The sequence below is a fragment of the Paenibacillus sp. 2TAB23 genome (assembly GCF_052115165.1).
In the GTDB taxonomy this organism is placed as follows: Bacteria; Bacillota; Bacilli; order Paenibacillales; family Paenibacillaceae; genus Pristimantibacillus.
In genome coordinates, this window is the sequence record NZ_JBFRGD010000001.1 from 360,411 (window position 1) to 384,653 (window position 24,243).

Annotated in this window: 19 protein-coding genes; 5 read left to right on the forward strand and 14 right to left on the reverse strand. The window is 47.8% G+C overall.

The genetic code is table 11. From position 1 onward, the window contains the following. Window positions 1–31: 31 nt before the first annotated feature. Together AB4Z29_RS01605 and AB4Z29_RS01610 are read right to left on the reverse strand one after the other, a co-directional pair. The gene (locus AB4Z29_RS01605; protein ID WP_441941409.1) at window positions 32–1,246 is read right to left on the reverse strand and encodes a GTP-binding protein; all 1,215 of its coding nucleotides are present in this window, start codon (window positions 1,244–1,246) and stop codon (window positions 32–34) included. Window positions 1,247–1,531: 285 nt separating this feature from the next. Then, a complete protein-coding gene (locus AB4Z29_RS01610) occupies window positions 1,532–2,110 on the reverse strand; it encodes a TetR/AcrR family transcriptional regulator (RefSeq protein ID WP_441941410.1) in 579 nt (192 codons plus the stop codon). A gap of 179 nt (window positions 2,111–2,289) precedes the next feature. Here AB4Z29_RS01610 and AB4Z29_RS01615 point away from each other — a divergent pair, with 179 nt between their 5' ends. Further along, window positions 2,290–3,030 (forward strand): SDR family oxidoreductase, encoded by a 741-nt coding sequence (locus AB4Z29_RS01615; RefSeq protein ID WP_441941411.1) that lies wholly within the window; start codon window positions 2,290–2,292, stop codon window positions 3,028–3,030. A gap of 313 nt (window positions 3,031–3,343) precedes the next feature. Here the strand turns inward: AB4Z29_RS01615 and AB4Z29_RS01620 are convergent, their stop codons facing one another. Beyond that, window positions 3,344–4,054, reverse strand: coding sequence for a hypothetical protein (locus tag AB4Z29_RS01620; RefSeq protein ID WP_441941412.1), 711 nt, complete (start codon window positions 4,052–4,054; stop codon window positions 3,344–3,346). Window positions 4,055–4,196: 142 nt separating this feature from the next. Between AB4Z29_RS01620 and AB4Z29_RS01625 the strand changes: the two genes are divergently transcribed. After that, window positions 4,197–4,589: a hypothetical protein gene (locus AB4Z29_RS01625; RefSeq protein ID WP_441941413.1), complete on the forward strand. Its 393-nt coding sequence runs from the start codon at window positions 4,197–4,199 to the stop codon at window positions 4,587–4,589. A 75-nt stretch (window positions 4,590–4,664) separates the two neighbouring features. Here AB4Z29_RS01625 and AB4Z29_RS01630 read toward each other — a convergent pair whose 3' ends face one another. Both AB4Z29_RS01630 and AB4Z29_RS01635 read right to left on the reverse strand, forming a co-directional pair. Further along, entirely contained in the window at window positions 4,665–5,738 is a 1,074-nt protein-coding gene (locus AB4Z29_RS01630; RefSeq protein WP_441941414.1) for a Gfo/Idh/MocA family protein, read from the reverse strand. Further along, a complete protein-coding gene (locus AB4Z29_RS01635) occupies window positions 5,735–6,871 on the reverse strand; it encodes a Gfo/Idh/MocA family protein (protein ID WP_441941415.1) in 1,137 nt (378 codons plus the stop codon). Before AB4Z29_RS01635 ends, AB4Z29_RS01630 begins: the two co-directional genes overlap by 4 nt. A 171-nt stretch (window positions 6,872–7,042) precedes the next feature. On the opposite strand from AB4Z29_RS01635, the gene AB4Z29_RS01640 reads away from it, so the two are divergent. From AB4Z29_RS01640 to AB4Z29_RS01650, 3 genes are all read left to right on the forward strand, one after another. Next, a complete protein-coding gene (locus AB4Z29_RS01640; RefSeq protein ID WP_441941416.1) occupies window positions 7,043–7,900 on the forward strand; it encodes an AraC family transcriptional regulator in 858 nt (285 codons plus the stop codon). Between the two features lie 96 nt (window positions 7,901–7,996). Next, a complete protein-coding gene (locus AB4Z29_RS01645) occupies window positions 7,997–8,422 on the forward strand; it encodes a MarR family winged helix-turn-helix transcriptional regulator (RefSeq protein WP_441941417.1) in 426 nt (141 codons plus the stop codon). A gap of 52 nt (window positions 8,423–8,474) precedes the next feature. After that, window positions 8,475–9,713: an MFS transporter gene (locus AB4Z29_RS01650; protein WP_441941418.1), complete on the forward strand. Its 1,239-nt coding sequence runs from the start codon at window positions 8,475–8,477 to the stop codon at window positions 9,711–9,713. Window position 9,714: 1 nt separating this feature from the next. Here AB4Z29_RS01650 and AB4Z29_RS01655 read toward each other — a convergent pair whose 3' ends face one another. The 9 genes from AB4Z29_RS01655 to sigI all read right to left on the reverse strand — a co-directional run bounded on the left by AB4Z29_RS01655 (window position 9,715) and on the right by sigI (window position 24,226). Continuing rightward, window positions 9,715–11,538, reverse strand: a complete 1,824-nt coding sequence (locus tag AB4Z29_RS01655; RefSeq protein ID WP_441941419.1) for a PAS domain S-box protein — start codon at window positions 11,536–11,538, stop codon at window positions 9,715–9,717. Between the two features lie 279 nt (window positions 11,539–11,817). Beyond that, a complete protein-coding gene (gene odhB / locus AB4Z29_RS01660) occupies window positions 11,818–13,035 on the reverse strand; it encodes a 2-oxoglutarate dehydrogenase complex dihydrolipoyllysine-residue succinyltransferase (protein ID WP_441941420.1) in 1,218 nt (405 codons plus the stop codon). Window positions 13,036–13,041: 6 nt separating this feature from the next. Then, on the reverse strand, window positions 13,042–15,951 hold the full coding sequence (locus AB4Z29_RS01665) for a 2-oxoglutarate dehydrogenase E1 component (RefSeq protein WP_441941421.1): 2,910 nt from the start codon (window positions 15,949–15,951) through the stop codon (window positions 13,042–13,044). Window positions 15,952–16,251: 300 nt separating this feature from the next. Then, entirely contained in the window at window positions 16,252–17,214 is a 963-nt protein-coding gene (locus tag AB4Z29_RS01670) for an acetylxylan esterase (protein ID WP_441941422.1), read from the reverse strand. Window positions 17,215–17,366: 152 nt separating this feature from the next. Then, window positions 17,367–18,638, reverse strand: coding sequence for an MFS transporter (locus tag AB4Z29_RS01675; protein ID WP_441941423.1), 1,272 nt, complete (start codon window positions 18,636–18,638; stop codon window positions 17,367–17,369). A gap of 20 nt (window positions 18,639–18,658) precedes the next feature. Beyond that, complete coding sequence (locus AB4Z29_RS01680) at window positions 18,659–20,182, reverse strand: leucyl aminopeptidase (RefSeq protein ID WP_441941424.1); 1,524 nt, start codon at window positions 20,180–20,182, stop codon at window positions 18,659–18,661. Window positions 20,183–20,415: 233 nt separating this feature from the next. After that, window positions 20,416–21,786: an ATP-binding protein gene (locus tag AB4Z29_RS01685; RefSeq protein WP_441941584.1), complete on the reverse strand. Its 1,371-nt coding sequence runs from the start codon at window positions 21,784–21,786 to the stop codon at window positions 20,416–20,418. 257 nt (window positions 21,787–22,043) lie between these two features. Then, window positions 22,044–23,417 (reverse strand): anti-sigma-I factor RsgI family protein, encoded by a 1,374-nt coding sequence (locus AB4Z29_RS01690; protein ID WP_441941425.1) that lies wholly within the window; start codon window positions 23,415–23,417, stop codon window positions 22,044–22,046. After that, complete coding sequence (gene sigI / locus AB4Z29_RS01695) at window positions 23,414–24,226, reverse strand: RNA polymerase sigma factor SigI (protein ID WP_441941426.1); 813 nt, start codon at window positions 24,224–24,226, stop codon at window positions 23,414–23,416. Before sigI ends, AB4Z29_RS01690 begins: the two co-directional genes overlap by 4 nt. Between the last annotated feature and the right edge of the window lie 17 nt (window positions 24,227–24,243).

The window sequence follows — 24,243 nt, forward strand, 5'->3', positions numbered from 1 at the left end:
TCGCTTCATTGCGTCCATACCGCGAGCCTTTCTAGTGAACCAAGGACTCCATTTGCTCGGTCGCAGCATTCGGAAAGTCATCCTGAAACGAATCCCAGTCCTGATCAAGCTCTCCGTCGCTGAGCAAGCAGCTGTCCAGAGAGTCAACCAGCTTCGTACGATCCATCTCTATCCCGATAAAAACTACTTTATTGATCCGGTCTCCATATTTCTCATGCCATAGCTGTGCAAGCTCAGGGTCCTCTCGCAGCACTGCTGCCCGCTCCTCGTCAGAAAGTGCAGCTGCCCACTGGCCTGCAGGGCCGAATTGAATGGAAGGGCCCGCTTGGCTTAGGCTCTGGGCGTAATCATTCCGCGTAGCCAGCCATACCATGCCCTTGGCACGGACAACCTCCTCCGGCCATTCCTCCATCCATTCCATAAGCCGCTGCGGATGAAAGGGCTTTGTACGCTCATAAACGAATGATGCGATCCCGTATTCCTCCGTCTCTGGCGTATGCGCAGGAGCGGCCATCTCCTTCATCCACCCAGCGGATTGACTTGCTTCCTCGAAGTCGAACAAGCTGGTGTTTAGAATCGCTTTCGGGTCAATCTCGCCTCTTGAGGCGCGAATGAGCTTCGCACGGGGCTGCAGTGTCCGAAGAACGCCCTCCAGCTCGATCAACTCCTCCTCATCAACCAAGTCGCATTTGTTCAGAATAAGGACATCACAAAACTCGATTTGATCAATAAGCAGATCCACAACCTCGCGCGTATCATCTGCTTGGACAGCTTGGCTTCGCTCCAGCAGCGTTTCGCCTGATGAATAATCATGCCAGAAGCGATAGGCGTCAACGACCGTAACCATGCAATCCAGTCGGCAGAATTGCGTCAAATCGATGCCCTGCTCTTCATCAATATACGAGAAGGTTTGCGCGACGGGTACCGGCTCTCCAACGCCAGTCGATTCAATCAGGATATAATCGAACCGATTTTCCTTGGCAAGCTTTTCAACCTCCATCAGCAAATCCTCTCGGAGTGTGCAGCAAATACAGCCGTTGGACATCTCTACCAGCTTCTCTTCCGTTCTGGATAATCCACCGCCATCTTTTATGAGAGCGGCGTCCACATTTAACTCGCTTAAATCGTTTACGATAACAGCAACTCTCAGGCCATTGCGATTATTAAGCACGTGATTCATTATTGTTGTTTTTCCAGCGCCCAAATAACCGCTCAATACCGTTACTGGAATTTTGTTTGTTGTCATGAAGCACCTCTACTTTTCTATTCCATACTGTCTTTAATTAAACGTTATCATTACGATTAAATAGCAATAAAAAAGCTGATGAAATCAGCTAATAGTAATCATTACGCTTTTATAGTATAGCAGTCACCATTGCATTGGTCAAGATCGAAACGATTACTATTAACAAAAACTGCACATGATTGCTCACTAACAGGCACGTATGCTCCTACTGCTATCGAAAGAAAACTTGGATATGCAACAGCGCCGGAAATACGGTCAATCCCATTCTCTTCGAGCATCGCATCTTTATTGATCCGGAAAGATGTCGTTCTTAGCAAAAAGCTTCCACAGCTGCTCCGCCATAAAGGATGTCGAATGCGGCATTTGATGCTGAATCCACCATTCCACCATTCCGACGAAAGCCGATGCCATAAACTGTGCTTTCAGCTCATTGTCGATATCGGATTGCGGCTCTTGCTTGTGGAGCTTCTCTTTCACGTTCGCTGATATGAACGCAAGCAGACGCGCCCGGAATACAGTTGTTCTCTGATTGGAGAGCATAGCGGAGAAGAACATGTAATTTTTTTCGAAATAAACGAATACGGGCAGCAGATCGCTGATGAGCGTTCCATCCCCCACTTTTGTCTCATTGGCACTGCAAAAAGTAATTAATTTGTTTAAATGCTCCTCAATGCTTTTATCAAGCAAATCGTATTTGTCACTATAGTGTAGATAGACAGTTCCTCTATTGACGTTCGCCCGTTCCGAAATATCATTGATCGTAATTTGCTCCAACTCTTTTTCAGAAAAAAGCTCCAAAAACGCCTTGTTAATCGCTTCCTTCGTTTTTATAACCCGACGATCCAATTTAGGTGCGAATTCCATACGTTACTGACCTCCCGTGTTAATAAACACTTTCATTCCTTATGTTGTTTATGAAACAAAAGCGATTACAATAGCGATTGAACTCTCCTTGCTTCTCTTTATAATAATAATCAACGAGCGTCAACTAATCAACGTTCGTTGAAAAAATATCCACATCATCTATTTAAGGAGAGATAAGAATGGAACAAGTACAACCTAAGGTCGTTATCATTACCGGAGCATCCAGCGGGATAGGGGAAGCAACAGCCAAGCTATTGGCCCAACAAGGAGCAAAAGTAGTGTTAGCCGCAAGAAGAGAGGAACGATTGAAAACGATTGTGAACGAAATAAAACAAGATGGCGGAGAAGCCGTTTATATACAGGCAGACGTTGTTTCCTCCGAGGATATGCAGAAGCTGGCACAATTCGCATTGGATCAATACGGACGTATCGATGTGCTCGTGAATAATGCAGGAACTATGCCCGTTTCACGGCTCAATGAGCTGAGAGTAGCGGAATGGACCCAGATGATCGATGTGAATATTAAAGGCGTGCTGCATGGCATTGCGGCGGTTCTGCCGACGATGCGCGAGCAACAATCAGGCCACATTATCAATATCTCATCCGTTGCGGGCCATGAGGTTCATCCAACCTCTGCTGTATACAGCGCGACCAAATTTGCGGTTAGAGCGATTTCGGAAGGACTGCGCGTAGAAGAATCGCCTACCTCCCGTATTCGTTCGACGATCATCTCTCCAGGCATCACGGAATCGGAATTGCTTCATACCGTGAAGAGCCCGGAGGTACAAGCCATGGCGAGCCATTTCACCGCACTCAGCATATCTCCCTATCGTATCGCTGGAGCCATCGCCTATGCTATCAATGAGCCCGAAGATACCGGAATCAACGAAATTATTATTAGGCCGACTTTGCAACCTTAATCTTGAACGTATGATCGAAATCAGATGATTCAGGTTAAGCATTGGCATATGAACAGGCATATGAATAGCAAATGACTATTAAACAACTCGGACACGTGTGTGTTATCCTTCGGACTGAATTATTGTACCGACTCAAGCAGGATGCTTTGTATACAGAAGGCTGTCGATTACCGGCAGCCTTCCCATTTATTCGTAACAGCCGTTTCCTTCAATACCCCACGCTATTTCCTAAATAGGTTTAATTGAACCCCATGTTCTGCCACCTACATATAAATTAAATACAGAACCATTATTTCATCTCAGCTAAGCTCCCTTATACTTTTTGTTTGGCGAGGCTTGCTCTTGCTGCATGCCTTATTTGTTTTGCATTTTTTATATTTGCTACACCTAATAATTTGTTTAATATAGCTTCAGGTGTATTTACATTTTGAGATAATGAAAGCCATACTTTCGGCTCATTCGTCTCAAAAAGAAAATAAAATTGTTCGTTTGTCAATTCAGAACGGCTGGCAAGTTCAGCGTGATCCAAAACGATCATAAGCCGCTGCAAGTCAACGGAATGGCTATTTTGTTGGATCGCTGATTCCAGCAATGATCTTTTCTCCAGCGATGAAGGTTTTTTAAAAATCAGCGTCTCCAACATCCATCTGTTCCCGGAAAACTTATTTAGCAGTGAAGCCATTGAATCTATTTCAAAACTTTCTATCGTGTACATATCAATCGCTAACGTTAGCAAAGCTTCATCTACCAGCTCTGCTAATCTCCACATCACTTGATGCTCTTGTCTAGTGTGGCCTATAGCCACGAGGGCTATTTTCCGATCAATAAGATCCATGACAATAGGTTGGGGAAATGGCTCGCCATAGCTTAAAGACAGTTTACTCCAAACCTCACCCTCGATATCTGTATGCTTAACTGCATTGTAAACCTCGAACATCCTATTTTCTGTTAATTCCAATGCAACGTTCTTATCCTTTAAAATGTGATCGATAAAAGAATCCATCTTTCTTTTCACCTCAACCATCGAGCCGCTTACTCGTGTGATGTTCAATTATGCTCTTCCGAATCAATATAACATGCCTTCACGCCTCTGTAACTTTTTGGATAGAAACTCGTCTAATAAGACAACGGTTAATCCAAACTTTTATGAAGGGGTGCCGCACAATATGAAGCTTTGGCAATCCATCCTGCTGCTTGGAATGCTTACGGCGTGTTCAGGCGGATCTGATCCTTTTTATGATGAGAATGCAGGTTATAAACCATCCACTGTAAACAATGATTTTATTGTCCCCGTGCAAGCTGAGCCTGAGGAAACGGAGTTCGGTAACCCCAATATTTTAAAGGGAATGAAATATAATCTTAAAGACGTTGGAGGATTGCAGGGGTTATATCCGCCGATGCACTATTTCGAGGAGCTTGAGAGGCTCGGCTGGATTGAGCAGAAGGAAGAACGGATGGGACATGCCCATTTCTTTAAGAAGGAAACAACCGTAATGTCCGTCATTGTCAAAGAAGATTTCTTTCATGTTTATGAGATGAAGAAAACGATGCAAAAATAACATCCTGCTTATATAAAAAGAGCTGCCTGCACATAATGACCGCAGGCAGCTCTCTATGTTCAAATGAACATCTCCTTATTCTACTCGTACCGCATTTTTCTGCGCCAGCAGCGAAAGCTCCGCCGCTTTAAACGTATGCTCCTGCGTCATCGCATTTTCCGTGCCGTTCAAGCAATCCAGAATGAGCTGGCCGAAATAGGGAAAGCCGACCTTGCCGCCCAGCTTCATATGCTGCTCGCCGTCACTATTCACCAAATACAGCTGGTCACCATCCGCCTCCCGTGCGATATCGATATACTTGCGCATCTCGATATAGCCTTCAGTTCCGAGGATGAGCGTACGCCCGTCGCCCCAAGTGCCAAGCCCATTCGGCGTGAGCCAATCAACGCGGAAGTAACCGGTTGCCCCATTATCTCCAACGACGTTCATGTCGCCGAAATCCTCTAGCTCCGGATATTCCTTGTTAGCGTAATTGGCAACCTTGCTGTTCACGACCGCAGCATTCTGATTTCCCGTGTAGTACAGGAACTGCTCGATTTGATGAGATCCGATATCGCAAATAATGCCGCCGTACTTTTCCTTCTCGAAAAACCAAGCCGGACGGGCTCCCGCATTCAAGCGATGCGGTCCAAGTCCGATCACCTGAACAACACGCCCAATCGCACCTTGCTCAATTAGTTGGCCAGCAAATACGGCGCTCTCCACATGCAGCCGCTCACTGTAGTAGACGGCATATTTCTTGCCTGTCTCCGAATAGGCTGTACGCGCATCCTCCAGCTGTTCAATCGTCGTAAACGGTGCTTTATCCGTGAAGTAATGTTTCCCGCTGCGCATGACGCGCACGCCAAGCGGCCCGCGTTCCGATGTGATAGCGGCCGCGGCCACCAATTGCACTTCCGGATCGGACAGCACCTGCTCCTCCGAAGCCGCAGCTCTCGCTTGCGGATATTGACGGATAAATGCCTCCACTCTTGCTGGATCGGGATCGTACACCCATTTCAATACTGCACCCGCTTCGATTAGCCCATTGCACATGCCATAAATATGCCCGTGATCAAGACTCACCGCAGAAATAATGAATTGTCCCTCTTCCACTACCTTATTCGGCTTTCCTTTAGGCGCATATTTCATGCCGTCTGCTTTACTCATTTGCTAACCGCCTCCTTCTGAAAGGAAGAGTTCGCAATCCGATCCTGCAGATGCTGATAGAACAGCTCCTCGTCAATCGGCAGGTCAACCCAGTTATCCGTCCACGTGGAGAGAAGCATTGCATTAGAGAGCATAAGTCCTTTAATCCCCTCTTCGCCAGGTGCGATCAGCGGCTCATCGAACAGAATCGCATTCACGAAGTTTTGCGTAATGCCTTTATGATCCGGGTAGCTACCTTGCACCGGGATTTCGCATTTCCAGCATTCCGGCTGGCCGAAGCCGCCCTTATACTCCTTATTGAATTCCGGCTCCGGCACGCGAAGTCGCCAGAATGTTAATTCATTGTTTTCGATGACGACCTTGCCGCGGTCACCGCTGATTTCAAGCCGGTTCGTACCTGGAGCTTCACCCGTCGTCGTTACGAACACGCCGGTAGCACCATTCTCATATTCAACGAATGCCGTCACATCGTCCTCAACCTCGATATTGCGATGCTTGCCGAAATAACAAAAGGCACGGACGCGCTTAGGCATCATGTTAATCGTCCATTGCCACAAATCAAGCTGATGCGGATCTTGATTGAGCAATACGCCTCCGCCTTCACCAGCCCAGGTAGCCCGCCAAGTCCCTGAATCATAGTAGCTTTGAGAGCGATACCAATTCGTAATAATCCAATTCGTTCTTCTAATCTCCCCTAGCTCGCCTGCATCAATCATATCCTTCAGCTTCACATATAGGGGATTCGTCCGTTGATTATACATCATGCTGAACTTCACGTTCGCTTTACTGCCCGCCTCATTCATTTCGCGAACCTGCTTCGTGTATACGCCAGCCGGCTTCTCGCATAGAACATGAAGTCCGCGCTCGAAGCAAGCGATTGCAAGCTCCGGATGCGAGAAATGCGGAGTAGCGATGAGAACGCCGTCCACTAGGCCGGAATCCATCATTTTGAGAGGATCTAGATACAATCCAACTTGATCGCCCAGCTTTTCTTTGGCCCACGCAAGATTTGCTTCGATCGCATCACTGACAGCCGTTACTTCTACGCCGCTCACTTCACCATTGACTAAATAATGGATATGTCCTTTTCCCATATTGCCAAGCCCAATAATCCCCAAACGAACGATCTGCATCCGGATGCCGCCCCTTTATTATAAAATGAATGGTTGCGCTTACTGCTTACAGTTACTTGCCTTTATGGTATCACTTTGCGTTCCGTTCGACTTCATCCGCGTTATCCTGTTTGTTCTTTTATTTGACTGTGGTTGGTGTATAATGATGATATTTACGAGGGGAGTGACAGGATGAGCATCCAGCACCAGATTAGCGTACCGTTCACGATGGGCACCAGCTCGGATTATAATGCCCATGTGGCGTATCACACCCATTTTCATTATGAAGTCTATTATTTCCATGGCGGAAAAGTGAACTATCTTATAAATGACCGTATCTATGTGCTTGAGCCTGGTGACCTGCTGCTTATGCACGGCATGACGCTGCATCGCGCCCATGTCGACCCTGAGGTGAAGTACCATCGCTCCACGCTGCACTTTGACCCTTTTTATTTCAAACAATTTATTCAGCCGCCCTTTGCTGCCGATCTGCTCGAGCCGTTCCGCAAGCTGCAAAATGTTAGGCTTCAGCTGCGCGGGTCAGAGAAAACAGAGGTCGAAGCGGTTATTAATCGGTTAGAGCTGCATTATGCGCAGAAGGATTCGTTCTCGACCCAACGCTTTCAAGCGCAGCTGCTCGACTTCATGATTCTAATCAATCAGCTGTGTCAGAAACCGATGAAGGAAAAGTCTACTTTCCCTTCATCCAAGCAGCTGCATGTCCAAGCGATTATATCTTATCTAGACAGCCATTATCAGGAAGAAATTACGCTGGAGAGCATTCAAACAGAGCTTCATCTCAGCAAGTTTTATTTGGCCAAAACATTTAAAGAGGTTACCGGCAGCACGATCTTTCAATTTCTGATGCAGCGGAGAATCTATCAAGCCAAAATCGAGCTGATTGACGGTGACCAGTCCATTACTGACGTCGGCTACGAGGTCGGCTTTAAGCATCCTTCGCATTTCAGCCGCGCTTTCAAGCTTCATACCGACCTCACGCCTGAGCAATATCGCAAGCAGAATCAACTCCATTCCGTGCCTGCCGAATAAGCGTTAATCCGAAACCGAGGATTGGCGCTCTTGACCCATTTAGTTGATAAGCGTATTATTGTTATATCAACTATATAACCAAAGCAGGTGAAGGAATTGGAATTAAAACAATCCGTAGGTTACGTAATCAGCAATACAGGGCGCCGGCTGAATCAGCGGCTGCAGCAGCTTTTTCAACATCATGACGTAACGCCCGAGCAATTTACACTCTTAATGTGTCTGAGTGAGCATGATGGAATTTCCCACAAGGATCTGGCTATGCGTACCGATAAGGACCCTGCCAACATCACCCGCTTAGTTGATCAGCTTGAACGCAAAGCGCTCGTTAAGCGAATAGCAAATCCGAATGACCGCCGCTCGCAGCTCATCTATATTACCGACAGCGGCACAAGCTGCGCAATAGAGCTTGCACCTATTGAAAGGGAGTATGTTCAACAAATGTTAACTGGCATCACACCGGATGAAATTAAAGCCTTTATGCGTTTTATGGACAAAGTCATTCATAATTCTGGCATACAATAAAACGCTCAATCTGTAAAACATGGTTGATCAGCAGCTGAGAGGGGAACTCGCATTGAATACGAATAAATTATGGAGCGCCGACTTCATCAAAATATGCTTAAGCAGCTTTTTCTTGTTTTTTTCATTCTATACGCTGGCGACTGCTCTTTCCGTATATGTAACCGATGGGCTTGGAGGCACTGGCACGCAGGCTGGCCTATCCATGACCGTTTTTGTAATAGCTTCCGTGCTCCTTCGGCCATTCGCAGGGCAGCTGATGGCCAGATATGGCGAACGTAAAATCGTGATCATGTCTTTATTGCTTTTTTTACTGTTTTCAGTCGCATATTTAGGCGTATTTGGCTATGCTATGCTGCTGCTCGTTCGTTTTTTTCACGGCGGCACGTTTGCTATCGCAACGACTTCTACGAATACGACGGCAATCGGCATTATTCCAGAGCATCGCAAAGGCGAGGGCATCAGCTATTTCAGCTTGTTCATGAGCCTCGCGATGGTCATTGGACCTTTTGCAGGGCTGACGATTACGACGCATGGCGGCTTTACCGCGATGTTCATTTTGTGCGCATTATGCTCATTGATTGCCTTTGTTCTTGGGGCTTCTACGAAACGGCAAAAGGATGTCCTACGCTCAAGCTCCGCTAATAACGTTTCTGCGGATACAATGCCGAAAGCAAAGCTGCACTGGCGTGATCTTGTAGAACGGAAAGCCATCCCGATCGCCCTTAGCGGCTTTGTCGTCGCCTTTGCGTACAGCGGACTAGTTACGTTTATGTCCGTTTATACGCAAGAACAGGCGCTTGATCAGTATGCGAGCTATTTTTTCGTCTGTTTTGGCATTATGATTGTGCTGCCGCGTCCGATTATCGGGAAACTGCTCGATCGCGTTGGTGAGCATGTAATCGTGTATCCGAGCATTGTCATCTTTACGGTTGGCATGCTGATGCTCAGTCAAGCCAGCTCTCCTGCATCGCTGCTCTTGTCTGGCGGCGTTATCGGGCTCGGCTATGGTGCTCTGCTCCCCTGCTTTCAGACGATTGCCGTACTTGCAGCACCTGTACACAGAAGAGGCCTCGCTACCGCGACCTTTTATTTACTGTTTGACCTAGGCTATGGCATTGGCTCCTATTCGCTGGGAGCACTCGCATCCGGCTACGGCTACCGTGCTATGTATATGCTATGTGCCGTTATTATCGCCGCTTCATCCGTTATTTATTTCATACTTCACCATAAACGCAAACGGATGACAACGGAGGCTGATGCCGAGCAAGCGCTGAGCACCTCTGGATACTGATTCAGCTGGCTTCCTGTATAGGCAAAATAATTTCGACGACCGTTCCTTCATTAACGACGCTGCTTAGCTTCAGAGTGCCTTTATGCGCCTCGATTATTCGCGTGCTGATCATGATGCCAAGACCGGTCCCCTTTTCCTTGGTAGTCACAAAGGGCTCACCTATCTTTTTAATGAGCTCCTCGGGAATACCGGGCCCGCCGTCTTTAATCCGAATCAACACGTTTCCATCGTCCTTAGTAGCAACGGATAGCTGTACCACTCCGCCATGAGGCATCGCCTCAATGGCATTTTTTATAATGTTGAGAAACACCTGCTTCAGTTGATCGGCATTGCCAAATACGGTAGGTGCAGTCTGGTCTAAGCAAACCTTAAGCTCCACATTCAATAGAATGGCCTGCGTTTCCAGGATAGAAAGCACACTATTAAGGATAGGCTCAAGCGGCTCATCATGGAACTGGGTGAAGTGGGGCTTCGCTAGTGTCATGAATTCATTCACGATTAGCGTGATTCGATCAATTTCATTCGACATTATCGTAAAATAATGCGGATGCTCCGGGTATTTAGCACTCAGAAGCTGTGTAAAACCTTTTAATGCAGTCAACGGATTACGGATTTCATGCGCGACGCCTGCAGCAAGCTGTCCAATCGCAGAGAGCTTTTCGGATCGAATCAGTATCTCCTCCGACCGTTTGCGATCAGTCAGGTCTCGAATTACACTCAGCATCACGTCCTTGCCCATATAGTTATTGATCCGGATGCTCGAGAGCTCCACATCCATTTGCCGTCCATCCGGACAAATGATAATGCGCTCTTGGAATGGAGAAGGATCATCCGATGCCATAATTTTTCGCACCGTTTCTACGACCATTCCGTGCTGAGCCGGATGAATAAAATCGAATATGCTTTTACCGGAAACCTCGCAATTCTCATCCAGTCCGATAAGCTGCAGAGCAAGCTTGTTGGCGTACACAATGACGCCCTGGTCGCTCAGAACAATCGGCTCGGGAACGAATTTAATCATCTTTTGATAAAGCTTTGCGCTGTCCTTCAGCAGCTTTTCCTTCTCAAGCTTAAAGGTTACGTCCTGCACAGTACCAAGCAATGAAGGCTGTCCGTCCAGCATAATGACGGAGCTGTTCCCTTCCAGAAAGATGGTGCTTCCGTCTTTTTTCTTCCCGCTTAATCGCAAGACAAACTGGGTCACTCCGCTAACCATCCCCTCGAGCACTTCGTTTTGAATGCGGGAAAGCTCCTCCTTTGGAATAAAGCAGTCTGGGGATAAAGCGAGCAGCTCATCGACTGTATATCCGAATAGCTCTGCCAAATAAGGATTGGCATATATGAGATTATATTGCTGCCCTACGAAAACGCCAGCTACGACGTTCTCCATCAAGCTTTTGTATAAAAAATCCTTCTCGAACAAAGACTCTTCCATCCGAATTCGGTTAGAGATGTCACGAATGATAAGCTGGACCGAGGGCTTTCCGTCATAGGTAACATTAGCCGCACTGAGCTCCGTTTCAAACGTTTCACCGTTTCGTCGAAGCAGCTTGTAATTCATGAAGACAGTTGGATTAGCTTCCCTGATTAGATAGTGTACATTAGCCGTGAACTGCTCCAAATATTCGGAATGAACGAAGCTTTTGATCGGGAGCCCCACAATTTCATCCAAGCGATCAACACCAATCATGCTTAATAACGAACGGTTAGCCAGAACAATACAACCTTCACAATAAATAATGAGACCGTCAGACATCATATGGACTAAATTCTCGTATCTGTCTTCGCTTTCTCTCAACTGCTTGTTCATTTGAATGCTCTCCATCTGTCCTAAGCCACCTCATCCAACAAATAACTTTGCTTGATTGTAATGTTCAACATTTTCTGCCCTCTTCCTGCTCCACTTTAAGATTTAAAATAAAAAAACATTGCCGCCAATTAATCTTGTATGTCAGAAAATCGATTATTATAAACGATATTCCGTTTTTTTCGATTTATTTTTATAGCACAGCCTTGTATACAAAAATCTGAATACAAAAAAGAAGCTGACCATTAGTAGAATTCTCTACTACACGGTCAGCCTCTATTGGTTTAGCGGTGGTGATTAGCCTTCAAGAAGAAGCGCTTCTGGATCTTCAAGCAGAGCCTTTACGGTTACAAGGAAGCGAACTGCTTCGCTGCCGTCTACGATACGGTGATCGTATGACAATGCGATATACATCATCGGACGGTTTTCCATGCGTACATCGTCAATCGCTACCGGACGGATTTGAATCTTATGCATACCGAGGATACCAACCTGCGGCGCATTTAGAATCGGAGTCGACAGCAAGGAGCCGAAAACGCCGCCGTTCGTGATGGTGAAGCTTCCGCCTTGCAGATCAGAGATCGCAAGCGTGTTGGATCTTGCCTTGCCGGCAAGCTCAACGATGTTTTTCTCGATTTCAGCGAAGCTTAGGCGGTCCGCGTCGCGAACGACTGGAACAACAAGACCTTCCTTAGCCGAAACCGCTATGCCGATATCATAGAATTTTTTCGTAACGATCTCTTCGCCGTCAATCTCTGCGTTAAGCAGCGGGAATGCTTTAAGCGCTCCAACTACCGCTTTCGTAAAGAATGACATAAACCCAAGGTTCACATCATTTTTCTCGAAAAATGCTTGCTTGCGGCGTTTCCGAAGATCAAGAATCGCTGTCATATCCACTTCGTTGAACGTCGTCAGCATGGCTGCCGTACGCTGTGCTTCAACCAGGCGGTTAGCAATCGTAACCCGGCGGCGCGACATCCGTTTGCGTTCAGTCGGCTTGCCTTCTTTGCTTGCGTTTGCTGGCTCAGCAGCCTGCGTAAGCGGAGCTGATTTGACAGGCGTCGCTACTGCAGGAGCTTGTCCTTGCGGCTGCGAAAGATCAATGCCTTGCTCACGGGCACGCTTGCGCGCTGCCGGAGATGCGTTGATCGCTGCCGCGCTGTCGCTGGCAGGAGCAGCCGCTTGCGCAGCTGGTGCTGCAACTGCCGCTGCTGCAGGAGGTGTTGGAGCTGCAACCGCAGCTGTCTCTACCGCAGGGGCTGCTGGCGCGGAGGCGCCAGCTCCTTCGCCGATCGATCCAATTGCTTCGCCTACTAATACAACATCTCCGTCTTGCTTCGCGATACGGGATACAACGCCGCTGTTGTCAGCGCTAATCTCGATGTTTACTTTATCGGTTTCAAGCTCCAGCAGGACATCTCCTTGATTGACGGAGTCGCCTTCCTTCACGAACCACTTGGTAATCGTGCCCTCTGAAATGGACTCGCCTAATTCTGGTACTATAATTTCAGCCATTAGTCGCTACCCCCTTATCAAACTTGTTTCAACTGATTTGCCGTTCAAGGCTGTCGAAATAATCCATTTTTGCTCTGCGGCATGTACCTCTTGGTGTCCGCTTGCCGTACTTGAGCGATCCGGTCTGCCGACGTAACGAACAGCCGCCTTCTTCGGCGCCAATGCGCGCAGCCTTGGCTCCATGAAGCTCCATGAACCCATGTTCTGCGGCTCTTCCTGTACCCACACGATTTCTTCCAGCTTATCGAATTGCTTCACGATACGCTCGATTTCGGCATGTGCGAACGGATACAGCTGCTCTACCCTTGCAACGCGCAGCCATTCGAAATCCTCTGCGTTGGATGAAGCAAGCGCTTCTTCCACATCAATAGCAACCTTACCCGTGCAGAGCAGAAGACGTTTTACCTTATCCTTCTGATCCTTCGATTCCGTCAGGCTAAACTGCGGAAGCACCGGTTTGAATGAGCCTTCGCTGAATTCAGCGCCATGCGACGCAACGCGCGGGTTACGGATCAAGCTTTTTGGTGCCATAAGCACGAGTGGGCGAACCTGCTCAGTGCCAAGCGATGCCGCTTGCTTACGCAGCAAGTGAAAATATTGGGCGGATGATGTCAGGTTCGCAACCGTCCAGTTGTTATCAGCTGAGAGCTGTAGGAATCGCTCTAGCCTTGCGCTCGAATGCTCCGGTCCTTGACCTTCGTAGCCATGCGGCAGCAAAATCGTAATTCCTGATTTCTGCGACCATTTCGCACGGCCAGCTGAGATAAACTGGTCAAAGATAACCTGTGCGACGTTCGCGAAATCCCCGTATTGCGCTTCCCAAATCACAAAGGTTTCTGGAGCGAATACGTTATAGCCATATTCAAAGCCAAGCACTGCCGTTTCGGACAATGGGCTGTTGTGAACCGCAAAGGAAGCTTTCGCTTGCGGCAGCATATGAAGCGGCGAGAACTTAGCAGCCGTAGCATTATCATTGAGCATGATATGACGATGTGCGAAGGTTCCGCGCTCCGAATCCTGTCCGCTTAGGCGAATCGGCGTTCCATCAGCAAGAATCGTGGCGAAGGCAAGCGACTCTGCATGTGCCCAGTCAACCTTTTCTCCATCATTCAGGGCTGACGCTCTGCGCTGCAAAATACGCTGCAGCTTCGTATATTCAGTGAAGCCCTCAGGGCGGTTGAGAAGCTCCAGATTAATCTCGCGCAGCGTCTCAACCGGAACAGCCGTGCGTGCTTCTTCTCCGGATGGAAGCTCCGATTTCCGCTGCTCTCCGCGCAATTTCGGCTCGCCTTCCTTTGCTTTCATCGCATCGTAGGCTGCTTGAAGCTTGCCGTTCGTACGCTGGCGCAGCTCCTCGACTTGCTCCTCAGAGATTGCTTTCGCCGATTTAAGCTGCTCGGAATAAAGTGTGCTTACAGTCGGGTGATTGCGAACCTTCGCGTACATAAGCGGTTGTGTTACTTCTGGATCATCCATTTCATTATGACCGAAGCGGCGGTAGCCGATCAAATCAATAACGAAACCTTTATTATAACGCAGACGATATTCGCAAGCGAGACGTACTGCAGCCAAGCATGCTTCCGGCTCATCCGCATTGACGTGAACGATCGGAATGTCAAAGCCCTTCGCAAGGTCACTTGCATAATGCGTCGAACGCGAATCAATGCTGTTCGTTGTGAAGCCAAGTCGGTTGTTGGCAATAATGTGCAGCGTGCCGCCATTATGGTAGCCTTCCAGCTTATTGAAGTTAAGCGTCTCCGCTACGATACCTTCCCCGATGAATGCAGCGTCGCCATGTACGCAAATGGTAACGGCTTTGGATGAATCCTGCTTCGGCATGCCCGGCTTGCTTCTATCCTCTTGGGCTGCACGCGTGAAGCCTTCAACTACTGGATTAACAAATTCAAGATGGCTCGGGTTATTCGCAAGGGTTAAGTTAGCGCGAATCGTTTCGCCTTCCTTAATCGCGCGATCTGCACCCAGATGGTATTTCACATCGCCCGTCCAGCCATAGTTGAGACCCATCGAGCCTTCGGATGGAATAAGCTCTTTGTTAGGCGCATGATGAAACTCGGAGAAGATTTTCTCATACGGCTTGCCGAGCACATGCGTAAGTACATTTAGACGGCCGCGGTGTGCCATTCCCATTAGAATGTTATTCGCACCGTCATGCGCGACGGCACGGACGATCTCATCCAACACGGGCACGAGCATATCCACGCCTTCTATCGAGAAACGCTTCTGGCCGACGAAAGTCCGGTGCAGGAAGTTCTCGAAATATTCGACCTCCAATAGACGCTCGAGCAGCGCCGAACGTTCTCTTGCCGACAACGGTGCCGGGAAGCTTCCAGATTCCGCTTGCTTATTCAGCCAGTTCCGTTCATTCTCGTCATGGATATGTGTAAATTCATAAGCAGCCGAACGTGTGTAAATTTCTCTTAGACGGCTGATTGCCTCCCACCCGTTCGAGATCGATGCAGGTGCATTATCCCAAATAAGTGAAGCAGGTATAGAAGCCAAATCTGCTTGCGTTAGGCCAAAGGTTTCTGGTTCAAGCAGCTTCGTATCCGCTGCCGGACTAAAACCAAGCGGGTCGATATCCGCAGCTAAATGGCCGTATCTGCGAATGTTCAGCATAAGCTGGTGCGCAGCGACAACCTTCTTCAACATATTTGAATCAATCGGTCCAGGTGCTGCAGTTGATGCAGCCTGTTGCTCGCTTGGCTTTGCTGTATTAGCAGCGGCTCCTATCGATACTGCCGGAGGTGCTCCAAAACGTTCAAAAAGCTCACGAACCGTTGCTTCAACGGCATCAGGCTCTGTTAAAAAACGTTCGTATTGCTCCTGCACATACCCAAGGTTGGGTCCATAGTAGCTTTGCCAAGGCGAATAATTACGCTCATCATGGTTGCTCATTGCAGAAAATTCCACCCTCTCTATTCATTGCCATCCTATTATTTTCTAAGGCGGAACTCCTCATACATGCCCGCCAGCTTGCAAAGCCTTAAACCGTTTCAACTTGCTCTATAATATGATTGGTTATTAAGTTATACCGTAATCTTCAGTACCTGGTTTCAAATTACGGCAATTTATAGGATGTTGATTGAAAGCTCCCTTATATTTTAGTACATAGTACGCTTGCCTTCCATAATCATATTGGCATTGATATCATCCATTTCAAGCATTGATTGTCGTTCTCGGACAATCATCGAAGCATTAATCGTTTTGAAAAACGTCTTTCAGAAATAAAATCGCTGCCCGGCTCTGGTACCCTCCTACCTCATGCCCTGAGAAAGGATAGTCATTCAGCTCTTTTTTGGCATTAATCCGATTGAAAACCGCGTAAATCGTTTCCGGCATGCAGACCGTGTCCTTCCAACCAACTGACATTAAGACCGGCGCTTGAATTCGTTCCGCTAGGTTGAGCATGTCGAAATGAGCCAGTGTATGAAGGACATGCTCAAGCCTGTCTGGATAACGCTTTACGTACTGGGCAACCTCAGTCAACGAACCTGTCGAGTGCATAATGCCATAATCCATATGGCACATATTCGGAATATCAGCTACGACAGCGCTTACCTTTGAATTAAGAGCAGCAGCTAACAGCGCAAGCCCGCCACCTTGGCTGCCCCCGACTACCGCAATACGGGTGGCATCTACCTCCGGCTGCAGCGCAGCAGCATCGACCGCTCTTACCGTATCCATCGTGATCGCCCTGTAATAGCTTTGCTCGATGTTTTCAATGCCTTGCGTGACCCAACCTTTTATCGTACCTTCCTCCGAAGTCAGCAGGTTGCCAGTCTCGCCTCCCTGTCCTCTTGCATCGACCGCAAATACAGCATAGCCGAGAAGCAGCCATGCCGCGTAACGCTCGGGCAGGCCTTTGTCACCCGTATACCCTTGATAGATGACGACGCAAGGAAGCTTCTTCCCAAGCAAGCCCTGCTCCGGAACGATGTAAAGACCGTGAATGGGGGTTTCATCACTTCCCTTGTAGGTCAAACGTTCCGTTCTAACCGCACTTAGCGGTGTATCCAGCAGCTCCTTCACAATTTCAAGCGGCTTGTCCGAATAGCTCGCAAGCACAGCGTCCCAGTAACGGTTCAGTTCTGCCAAATCCATCGTAACAGGTGGATAATAGGCCAATAAATCACTTTTTCTTCGTTCTATCGCATGCATATTAGTATACCCCTATTCCAATATGTATTTTCGTCCCATTCCATTATCATACAACGAGTCTAAGTAAGCGTTATCAAAACCATTCGAAAAGCAAACTCCCCTTCACAAAGAGGCTCTGCTTTATCTTACATTTTATAATAAATGCGTCTATCCTATCTATCGGATTTTTGATTGTTATCCTTTAACACTAATGGTCCAATCACAAATGCCATGACAAGCAGCGTTGCGCCAGTCATCATCGATATTCCGTAGCTCTGCACCCAGTAAGGGCTGTCCGCAACTCGCTTGTAAATCCAGCCTCCCAGAAGCGGACCCGCAAATCCGGTAATGCCAGTCAGCGCAGAGAATACGGCAATATACATGGGACGCTCCGATTTAGGCGTATCCCCGATAATAAAGTTAAAGGCCAGCAGATTGTAGCCTCCAACACCGACGCCAAGCACAATATGGACGGCAATTAGGACCAGAATGGCAGGCAGAAACGCCATTCCACCCCATAACAAACAGGCAACTCCTATTATGGGAAGCGCCCACCTCAGCAAAGCGCGCGTCGAATATTTGCTGTTCATATTTCCCCAATAGTAATAGCTGAACATCATCACAATCATTTGGATCGTAGTGATGACCGTCACCCAGGTGTAATTGAAATTGACGATATCTAACATGACATAGGAGAAAAATGGCACAGCGATATTTTGGATCAATATAAAAGTAGCCAGAAATAAAGTAGCCAGCAAATACGTAAGGTCGCCAAGCGGCTTCTTCAATCTTTTCCATTTCGAAGCTTCGATTGAGCGTTCGAGCGGAAGATTCGGATATCGGTACAGCTCAATGCCATTCCAGACTGTAGCTGCTGCACAAATCACATACAGGACAACAAAACCGCTGCCTTCAGGCAATCGATTCAATATTTGTCCGCCAATGAGCAAGCAGAGGCTTGCGATCGCCCAATGAATCGTATTCCGAATGCCGAAATACCGTCCACGAACCTGAGCGGGCACCATATCCGCCACGAGTGAGGTCCACAAGACGCCAGCTGACTGCGCGCAAATATAAGAAACCGTAAACATCACGATATACGCAGCCACCCAGTAGCCCTCCGGCACCCAGAATGGGATAAGCCCGGTTGCCGTCCATAACGAACGGTGAACGAGGCTGAATATCATAACGTAACGCCTTCTGTTTTCGAATCGATGCATGTAAAAGGCGATAATGAGCTGTACGAGGTTGGCAAACGCAGGAATCGCTAGCGCTGCACCGATTGCGTCCGACTTCGCTCCCAAATAAAGGAGGTACGCTGTAAGCAGCGGACCTCCGAGCAAATTTCCGATAATTGTAGCAGGAATGCCTTCCACTATTGCTGTGTGCAAGCCCCTTCTCTGCTCGGACATTCTCCGTCTAGGCAACAGGATGTCCTTTAACATACATACCCTCTCCGCTCTGCTTACTCGTGGTGTACAATCAGTTCAATCAGTGTTCTAACCATTACGCCAGTTGCGCCTTTCGTTTCCCAGCCCCGACTCGAATCCAGCCAAGCCGTGCCTGCGATGTCTAAATGCACCCAAGGCAGATCCTCCGCAAAATGCCCGATAAAGAGCCCGCCGGTTATCGTTCCAGCATACCTGCCGCCGCTATTTTTCAAATCTGCCGCATCGCTCATGATCTGTTTCTTATATTCTGGATAAGCAGGCAGCTGCCAGATCCGCTCGCCCGCTCGATCCGATGCCGCTTGCACTTCATTGAATAAAGCTTCGTTGTTCGTTACCGCTCCTGTTGCTTGCGTGCCAAGAGCAACGGATACGGCTCCCGTCAATGTTGCCACATCCACAAGCTTTGTCGCGCCTCTCGTAATCGCCGTTGTTAGACCGTCTGCAAGCACGAGCCTTCCCTCTGCGTCCGTATTCACAATCTCCACCGTATGGCCGCTCATCATCCGCAGAACATCTCCCGGTTTCATTGCACGGTCTGAAGGCATGTTCTCCGCTGTCGGAATAACGGCAATCACATTCCTTGCAGGTTTCAGCTCTCCGATTACACGCATGGCACCAAGGACTGCTGCTGCACCGCCCATATCCGAAATCATTTCCTGCATGCCGTCAGCCCTCTTCAAAGAGATGCCTCCCGTATCGAACGTAATTCCTTTTCCTACTAATCCCCATGCCTCATCCGAGCTTGGGTTGCCTTTGTAATGAATGACGATCATACGGGGCGGATTAATGCTTCCTTGACCAACGCCCAGCAAGCCGCCCATGCGCTGCTCCGCGGCACTCCATTCATCGATGACCTCAATTTCCAAATCAAGCTCCCGCGCTAGCTCCTCTGCATGATAGGCAAGCCGCTCCGGCGTTAGATCATTGCCTGGCAGATTAGTCAAATCACGGGCCAAAGCAACCCCTTCGGCATACAGCTTGCCTTTAGCAATACCCTGCTCCCACAATCCGGCATCTTCAGCCGAAGCTGCCGCTCCTTGCGGTAAAAACGCCGCCTCTTTCAGTGCAAAGCGTTCAGACGGCTCGCGTTTCAGCGGCTGGCGCACGTGAAGCGCTAACAGCAGCCCCTCAGTCAACGCCTGCGCCGTACGTTCTGCCCCCAGCTTCGCTAGCGATCCATCAAGCAAGGCGTCTGACAGCAGAACTTGAACCTTCTCCGCACGCAGCTTTTTCAGCGTTTTCGCGGCAGCAGCGGCAGCAAGGCGAAGGCCTGTCGTGCCTCCCTCTGAATCAAGCCCTACGAACACAATATGTGCAGCGGGATATAGACCGAGTGTCGGCAATACTGCAACTTGCTCAGCATCTGCCTTAAACAATCCTTTGGCATGCTGGGCTCTAAGCGCCTCATCGATTTGCGGCTGCAAAATCGGAAGCGCTCCTTCGCCTTGAACTAATTCTTTTTTGCCTATAAAACGTATGACCGCCTCGGCAGCCGCTTGCTCCGTATTTCTCAATCCGTATGTAAATGATACGTTCATTAGTTGTTTCCTCACTTTCTTCATCGGTATATTTGTATAGAAATCCACCGAATTGCAGACTCATTCATACCGTTTGCCACACTCATTATACCTAAGGCTCTTCGACTTTTCCATGTTTATAATTGAATATAAAAGAGGGCATGTACGGCCTAAACAATCGAAAAGCTCCCCTCCCAGTTCGGGAGAAGAGCCCTTATACATTATTTTGTTCGCAGTTCATGTACGCCACCTAATTAGGCAAGCGGCAAAGTTATGATGAATTCCGTACCTACGCCCCGGTGGCTGTCAACCCGAATAGTCCCATTATGATTGCGAACAATCCGATAGCTGACGGACAGCCCCAGTCCCGTTCCTGCTTGCTTTGTCGTAAAGAAGGGGTCGAACAACCGATTCATCGTCGTCTTTTCCATGCCTTTTCCGTTGTCCTTAATGATAATTTCAGCTGATTGACCATTGCTGCGCGTAACAATATCGATCAGGCCTCTTCGTTCACTTTGTACCTCTTCAATKGCATCAAGCGCATTTTTGATAATATTCAATATGACCTGCTTGACCTGCTTGACGTCGATGGAAACCATATTCTCCGCGCAATAGCATTCAGCCTTTATCTCGCAATTCCGCATCAATGCTTCGCTTTCAGTCAACAAAACGACTTCCTTTATCAAATGATCGATGGACACCAACTGCTTCATCGGCGCCGACGGCTTGGACGAGTTTAAAAATTCATAAATAATATCGTTAGCTCGGTCAATTTCCGTCAAAATAATACGTGCGTACTCCTCTTTGCCAACCTCAAGCAAATAAGGCCGGAGCAGCTGTATAAAGCCCCGGATGCTCGTCAACGGATTTCGAATTTCATGTGCAATGGCGGCTGCGATCTTGCCGAGCATCGCAAGCTTGTCATTCTGCAAAGCGGTTTGCTCAATCTGCTTGTATTCCGAAACATCCTTAACACTGAATAAAAAATCACCGTCTAATTGATCACCGTAAGTAACCGTTACTAATAGATGTTTGCCGTCTTTATGCTGGAATTCGTAGTACCGACTGTGCATCAGAAACATTTCCTTGTAAAGCCTTAGAACTGTCCGTTTTGTACTGCTTGCAAGCTGTCTATGCCGCAAGATTTCCTTAATCGTACAGCCAATCAACGTTTTCCTAGGAATATCGAGCAGCTTGGCCATCTGCACGTTAATAAAAGATAATATGCCGTCGCTGTCAAATAAGGCGATACCGCTGTCCATGTGCTGAAGCACATTTTCATATTTATTTTTCACCTTTTCGAAGGAACGATTGGATCTGAATAGCATTTCACGCATTTCACTAAATTTCTGCTCAGTAGACCGTTCCGGCTGCAGCCGAAAGCGGCATGCGACCATGATTTCCATTAAGAACACAAATGATCGATTATATAACCRCACAGCCTCCTCCGAGTCGACATTCGCGGCTAGTGACTGTATGCATTCTTCATGTACAGCAATGATTTCTTCCGGGTTTATTCCGTAAAGCTCCTTGCCCAGCTCGTTGGCATGGAATAATGATACTTCCTTACCACTTCTAATATACTCGGCAAGCGCCGGGAAATAGCGCTTTCGAATGGCCAACATCATGTACTCCTCCCCGGCAACATCTATAGAAATAACAGTTACAGTTACTACTAATCATAGGGCGAGTTTACAATCGCTGTCAATCGGAAATACTGTCGAAATTTGTTCGTCAACTGGGTAAAAAGTATCGCACGGTCGCGTTTAGGTCTTTAGACTGCTTGTTAGACAAATGACTTTTTACACCCTTTATACGATTAAAAAACCAGCCCTTTTTTCCTTGTCGGCATGGTTGGTTAGGCTTATTCGCTAGTTTGTATTCAATCCCTATTATTGTCCTTTTCTTTCGTGTTTCTATTAACGTTTGACTTATCATCTCTTCCCTTATCGTCTTTCCGATCTGAATTCCTGCCATCGCGGGCGTCACGGTTATCCTTATCGCCGTCACGCCAATTGCTTCCCCAACCGTTATTATCACGGTCCTCATTACGATTATTGCCGCCTCGGTTATCTTCTTCATCATTGTCGTTATTGTTGTGCGATTGATTCCAGTCTTGATTCCAACCTTGATCCCAACCTTGATTCCAATCTCGGTCATCGTCCTTTTTATCTTCATCCTGTTTATCCGAATTCGGACGATCAGGTTTGCTCGGCTTGTTCGGTTTTCCTGGTGTTGCCACTGGTTTATCGTCCAAAGCACCGTTTCTTACAGGCTTTTTCGTCTCTGATGGTTTCAAAGTGACAGCACTACTCGGCTTCTCAGGCTTCTCAGGCTTCGCTGCCTTGACCGGTTTATTCGGTTTAGCGGTTGCAGTCGGCTTAGCTGCTCCACCTTTATTTATATGGTTTTGCTGTTTGGCTTTTTCCTCTTTTTCCTTCGCAACCAGCTCTTTCAGCTTTTCTTTGCTCTTGTCCTGCGCATTGTCTACGATCGTTTTTACTCCGCCAACCGGCTCCGTTACTTTATCGATGGACTGCTTTTTCAATTGCTCTATTTCAAGTGCATAGCCCTCTTCCTTCGCCATTAAATAAACGGCCATTTTACCTGAGGATATACCGTTGATCGCTGCTTCCTCACGAACCTCATTCGGGATAGACATGGTCGTAATATTTGCTGTTGCGGCCTCTTCTGTCAGATTGTTAAGCAGCAGCCTCAGCGTTTCATCGACTTTTCCTGTCAAAATACTCTCATAATCGAGTTTTAGTGCAGAAGCATCACTAAGCAGAACACTTGTAATAAAAATATCCTTGTTTGGCGTGTCCAAATAATGCGAGCTCTTCGCTTTCTCCAACAGGGACGCGGCAACGGTTTCCACATTAATTCCTTCGAATGGAAGGCCATTGATAATGTTCTCGCCGTCAGCATTTAATGCCCGCAGCTCACGCACCTTCCCGTTCTCGTCCACACCTAGCTCTACGCTCGGATTGATATCCATACTCACATAGGCCACGACAGGATTCTCGTCCTTCTGAATAAAAAATAACAGCGGCAGGATGAACACCAGCAGAATAGCAGCTGCACTTCCATACCAGTAAGCAGGCTTCACATTACGGGTTTTCTTGTACACCGCTTCGAAAATAATTTCTTCTCCCAGCTGCTGCGTACCTTGAATAGGGGCTTGCAAAAATTGTCCGTCTGCCGTCATGACGACCGCATGCTGCTTATGGATACTCACAACAATTCCGCGTTTCATCTGCTTGCCTCCTTATTCGAACCCATATGGTCTTCGGATATATGTAGATAATCATGCATGTATGGATATGGTCCTGATATGACGAGTGAGATCGCAATAATATACTTCCGGTTGCGCTCCACTGTTTTGCGGGAAACGCCGCACAGCTCAGTCAGCTCTTTAACTGGCAGCTTCCCTGATTGCCTAAGCGAATCGAACAATTGCTCTTCGCCTAACAGCGTCTGAGCGATGCCAATCAGCAGCCTTCTGGAATCCGCATGCTTCGGAGATACTTCCACTAGCTCAGCGAATGAAATTCCAAAACGATCAAGCTCATTGTTCAACTCGCCGATTTCGACTCTGCGTTCATCCTCGGTTCGTTTCATTTCGAAAGCGAACATCGCTTGCTTCGTTTCTACCGAATTATATTGAGGCTGTTCTTCTTCCTCTGAATCAAACATGCTATAGGGAACAACCTTGGAATGCCGCTGTTCTTTTCGGACATAGTCAATAAGCCGGCGGCGAATGACGGTTTCAGAAAATCCGATAAACGATTTCCCTGCATGACTGGAGAACTGATTGATGGCTTCATTAAAAGCTAACAGCGCTATGCTGAACTCATCATCTCGGCTCGGATCAATATACCGTTTGCAAAATCGGCTTGTCACTTTCATTATATAAGGTTTGTAGTCTGCTATGAATTGCTCACGCAGCAGCTCGTCGCCCTCGCGAATACGAGCAATCTTTTGTTCGGGAGTCAGCTTAGCCTCCTCTGCAGCTTCTGTGGATACAGCTTTCCGCAAGAAGCGTTTGAACAATACGAGTAACAACCGCTCCACCTCACTAT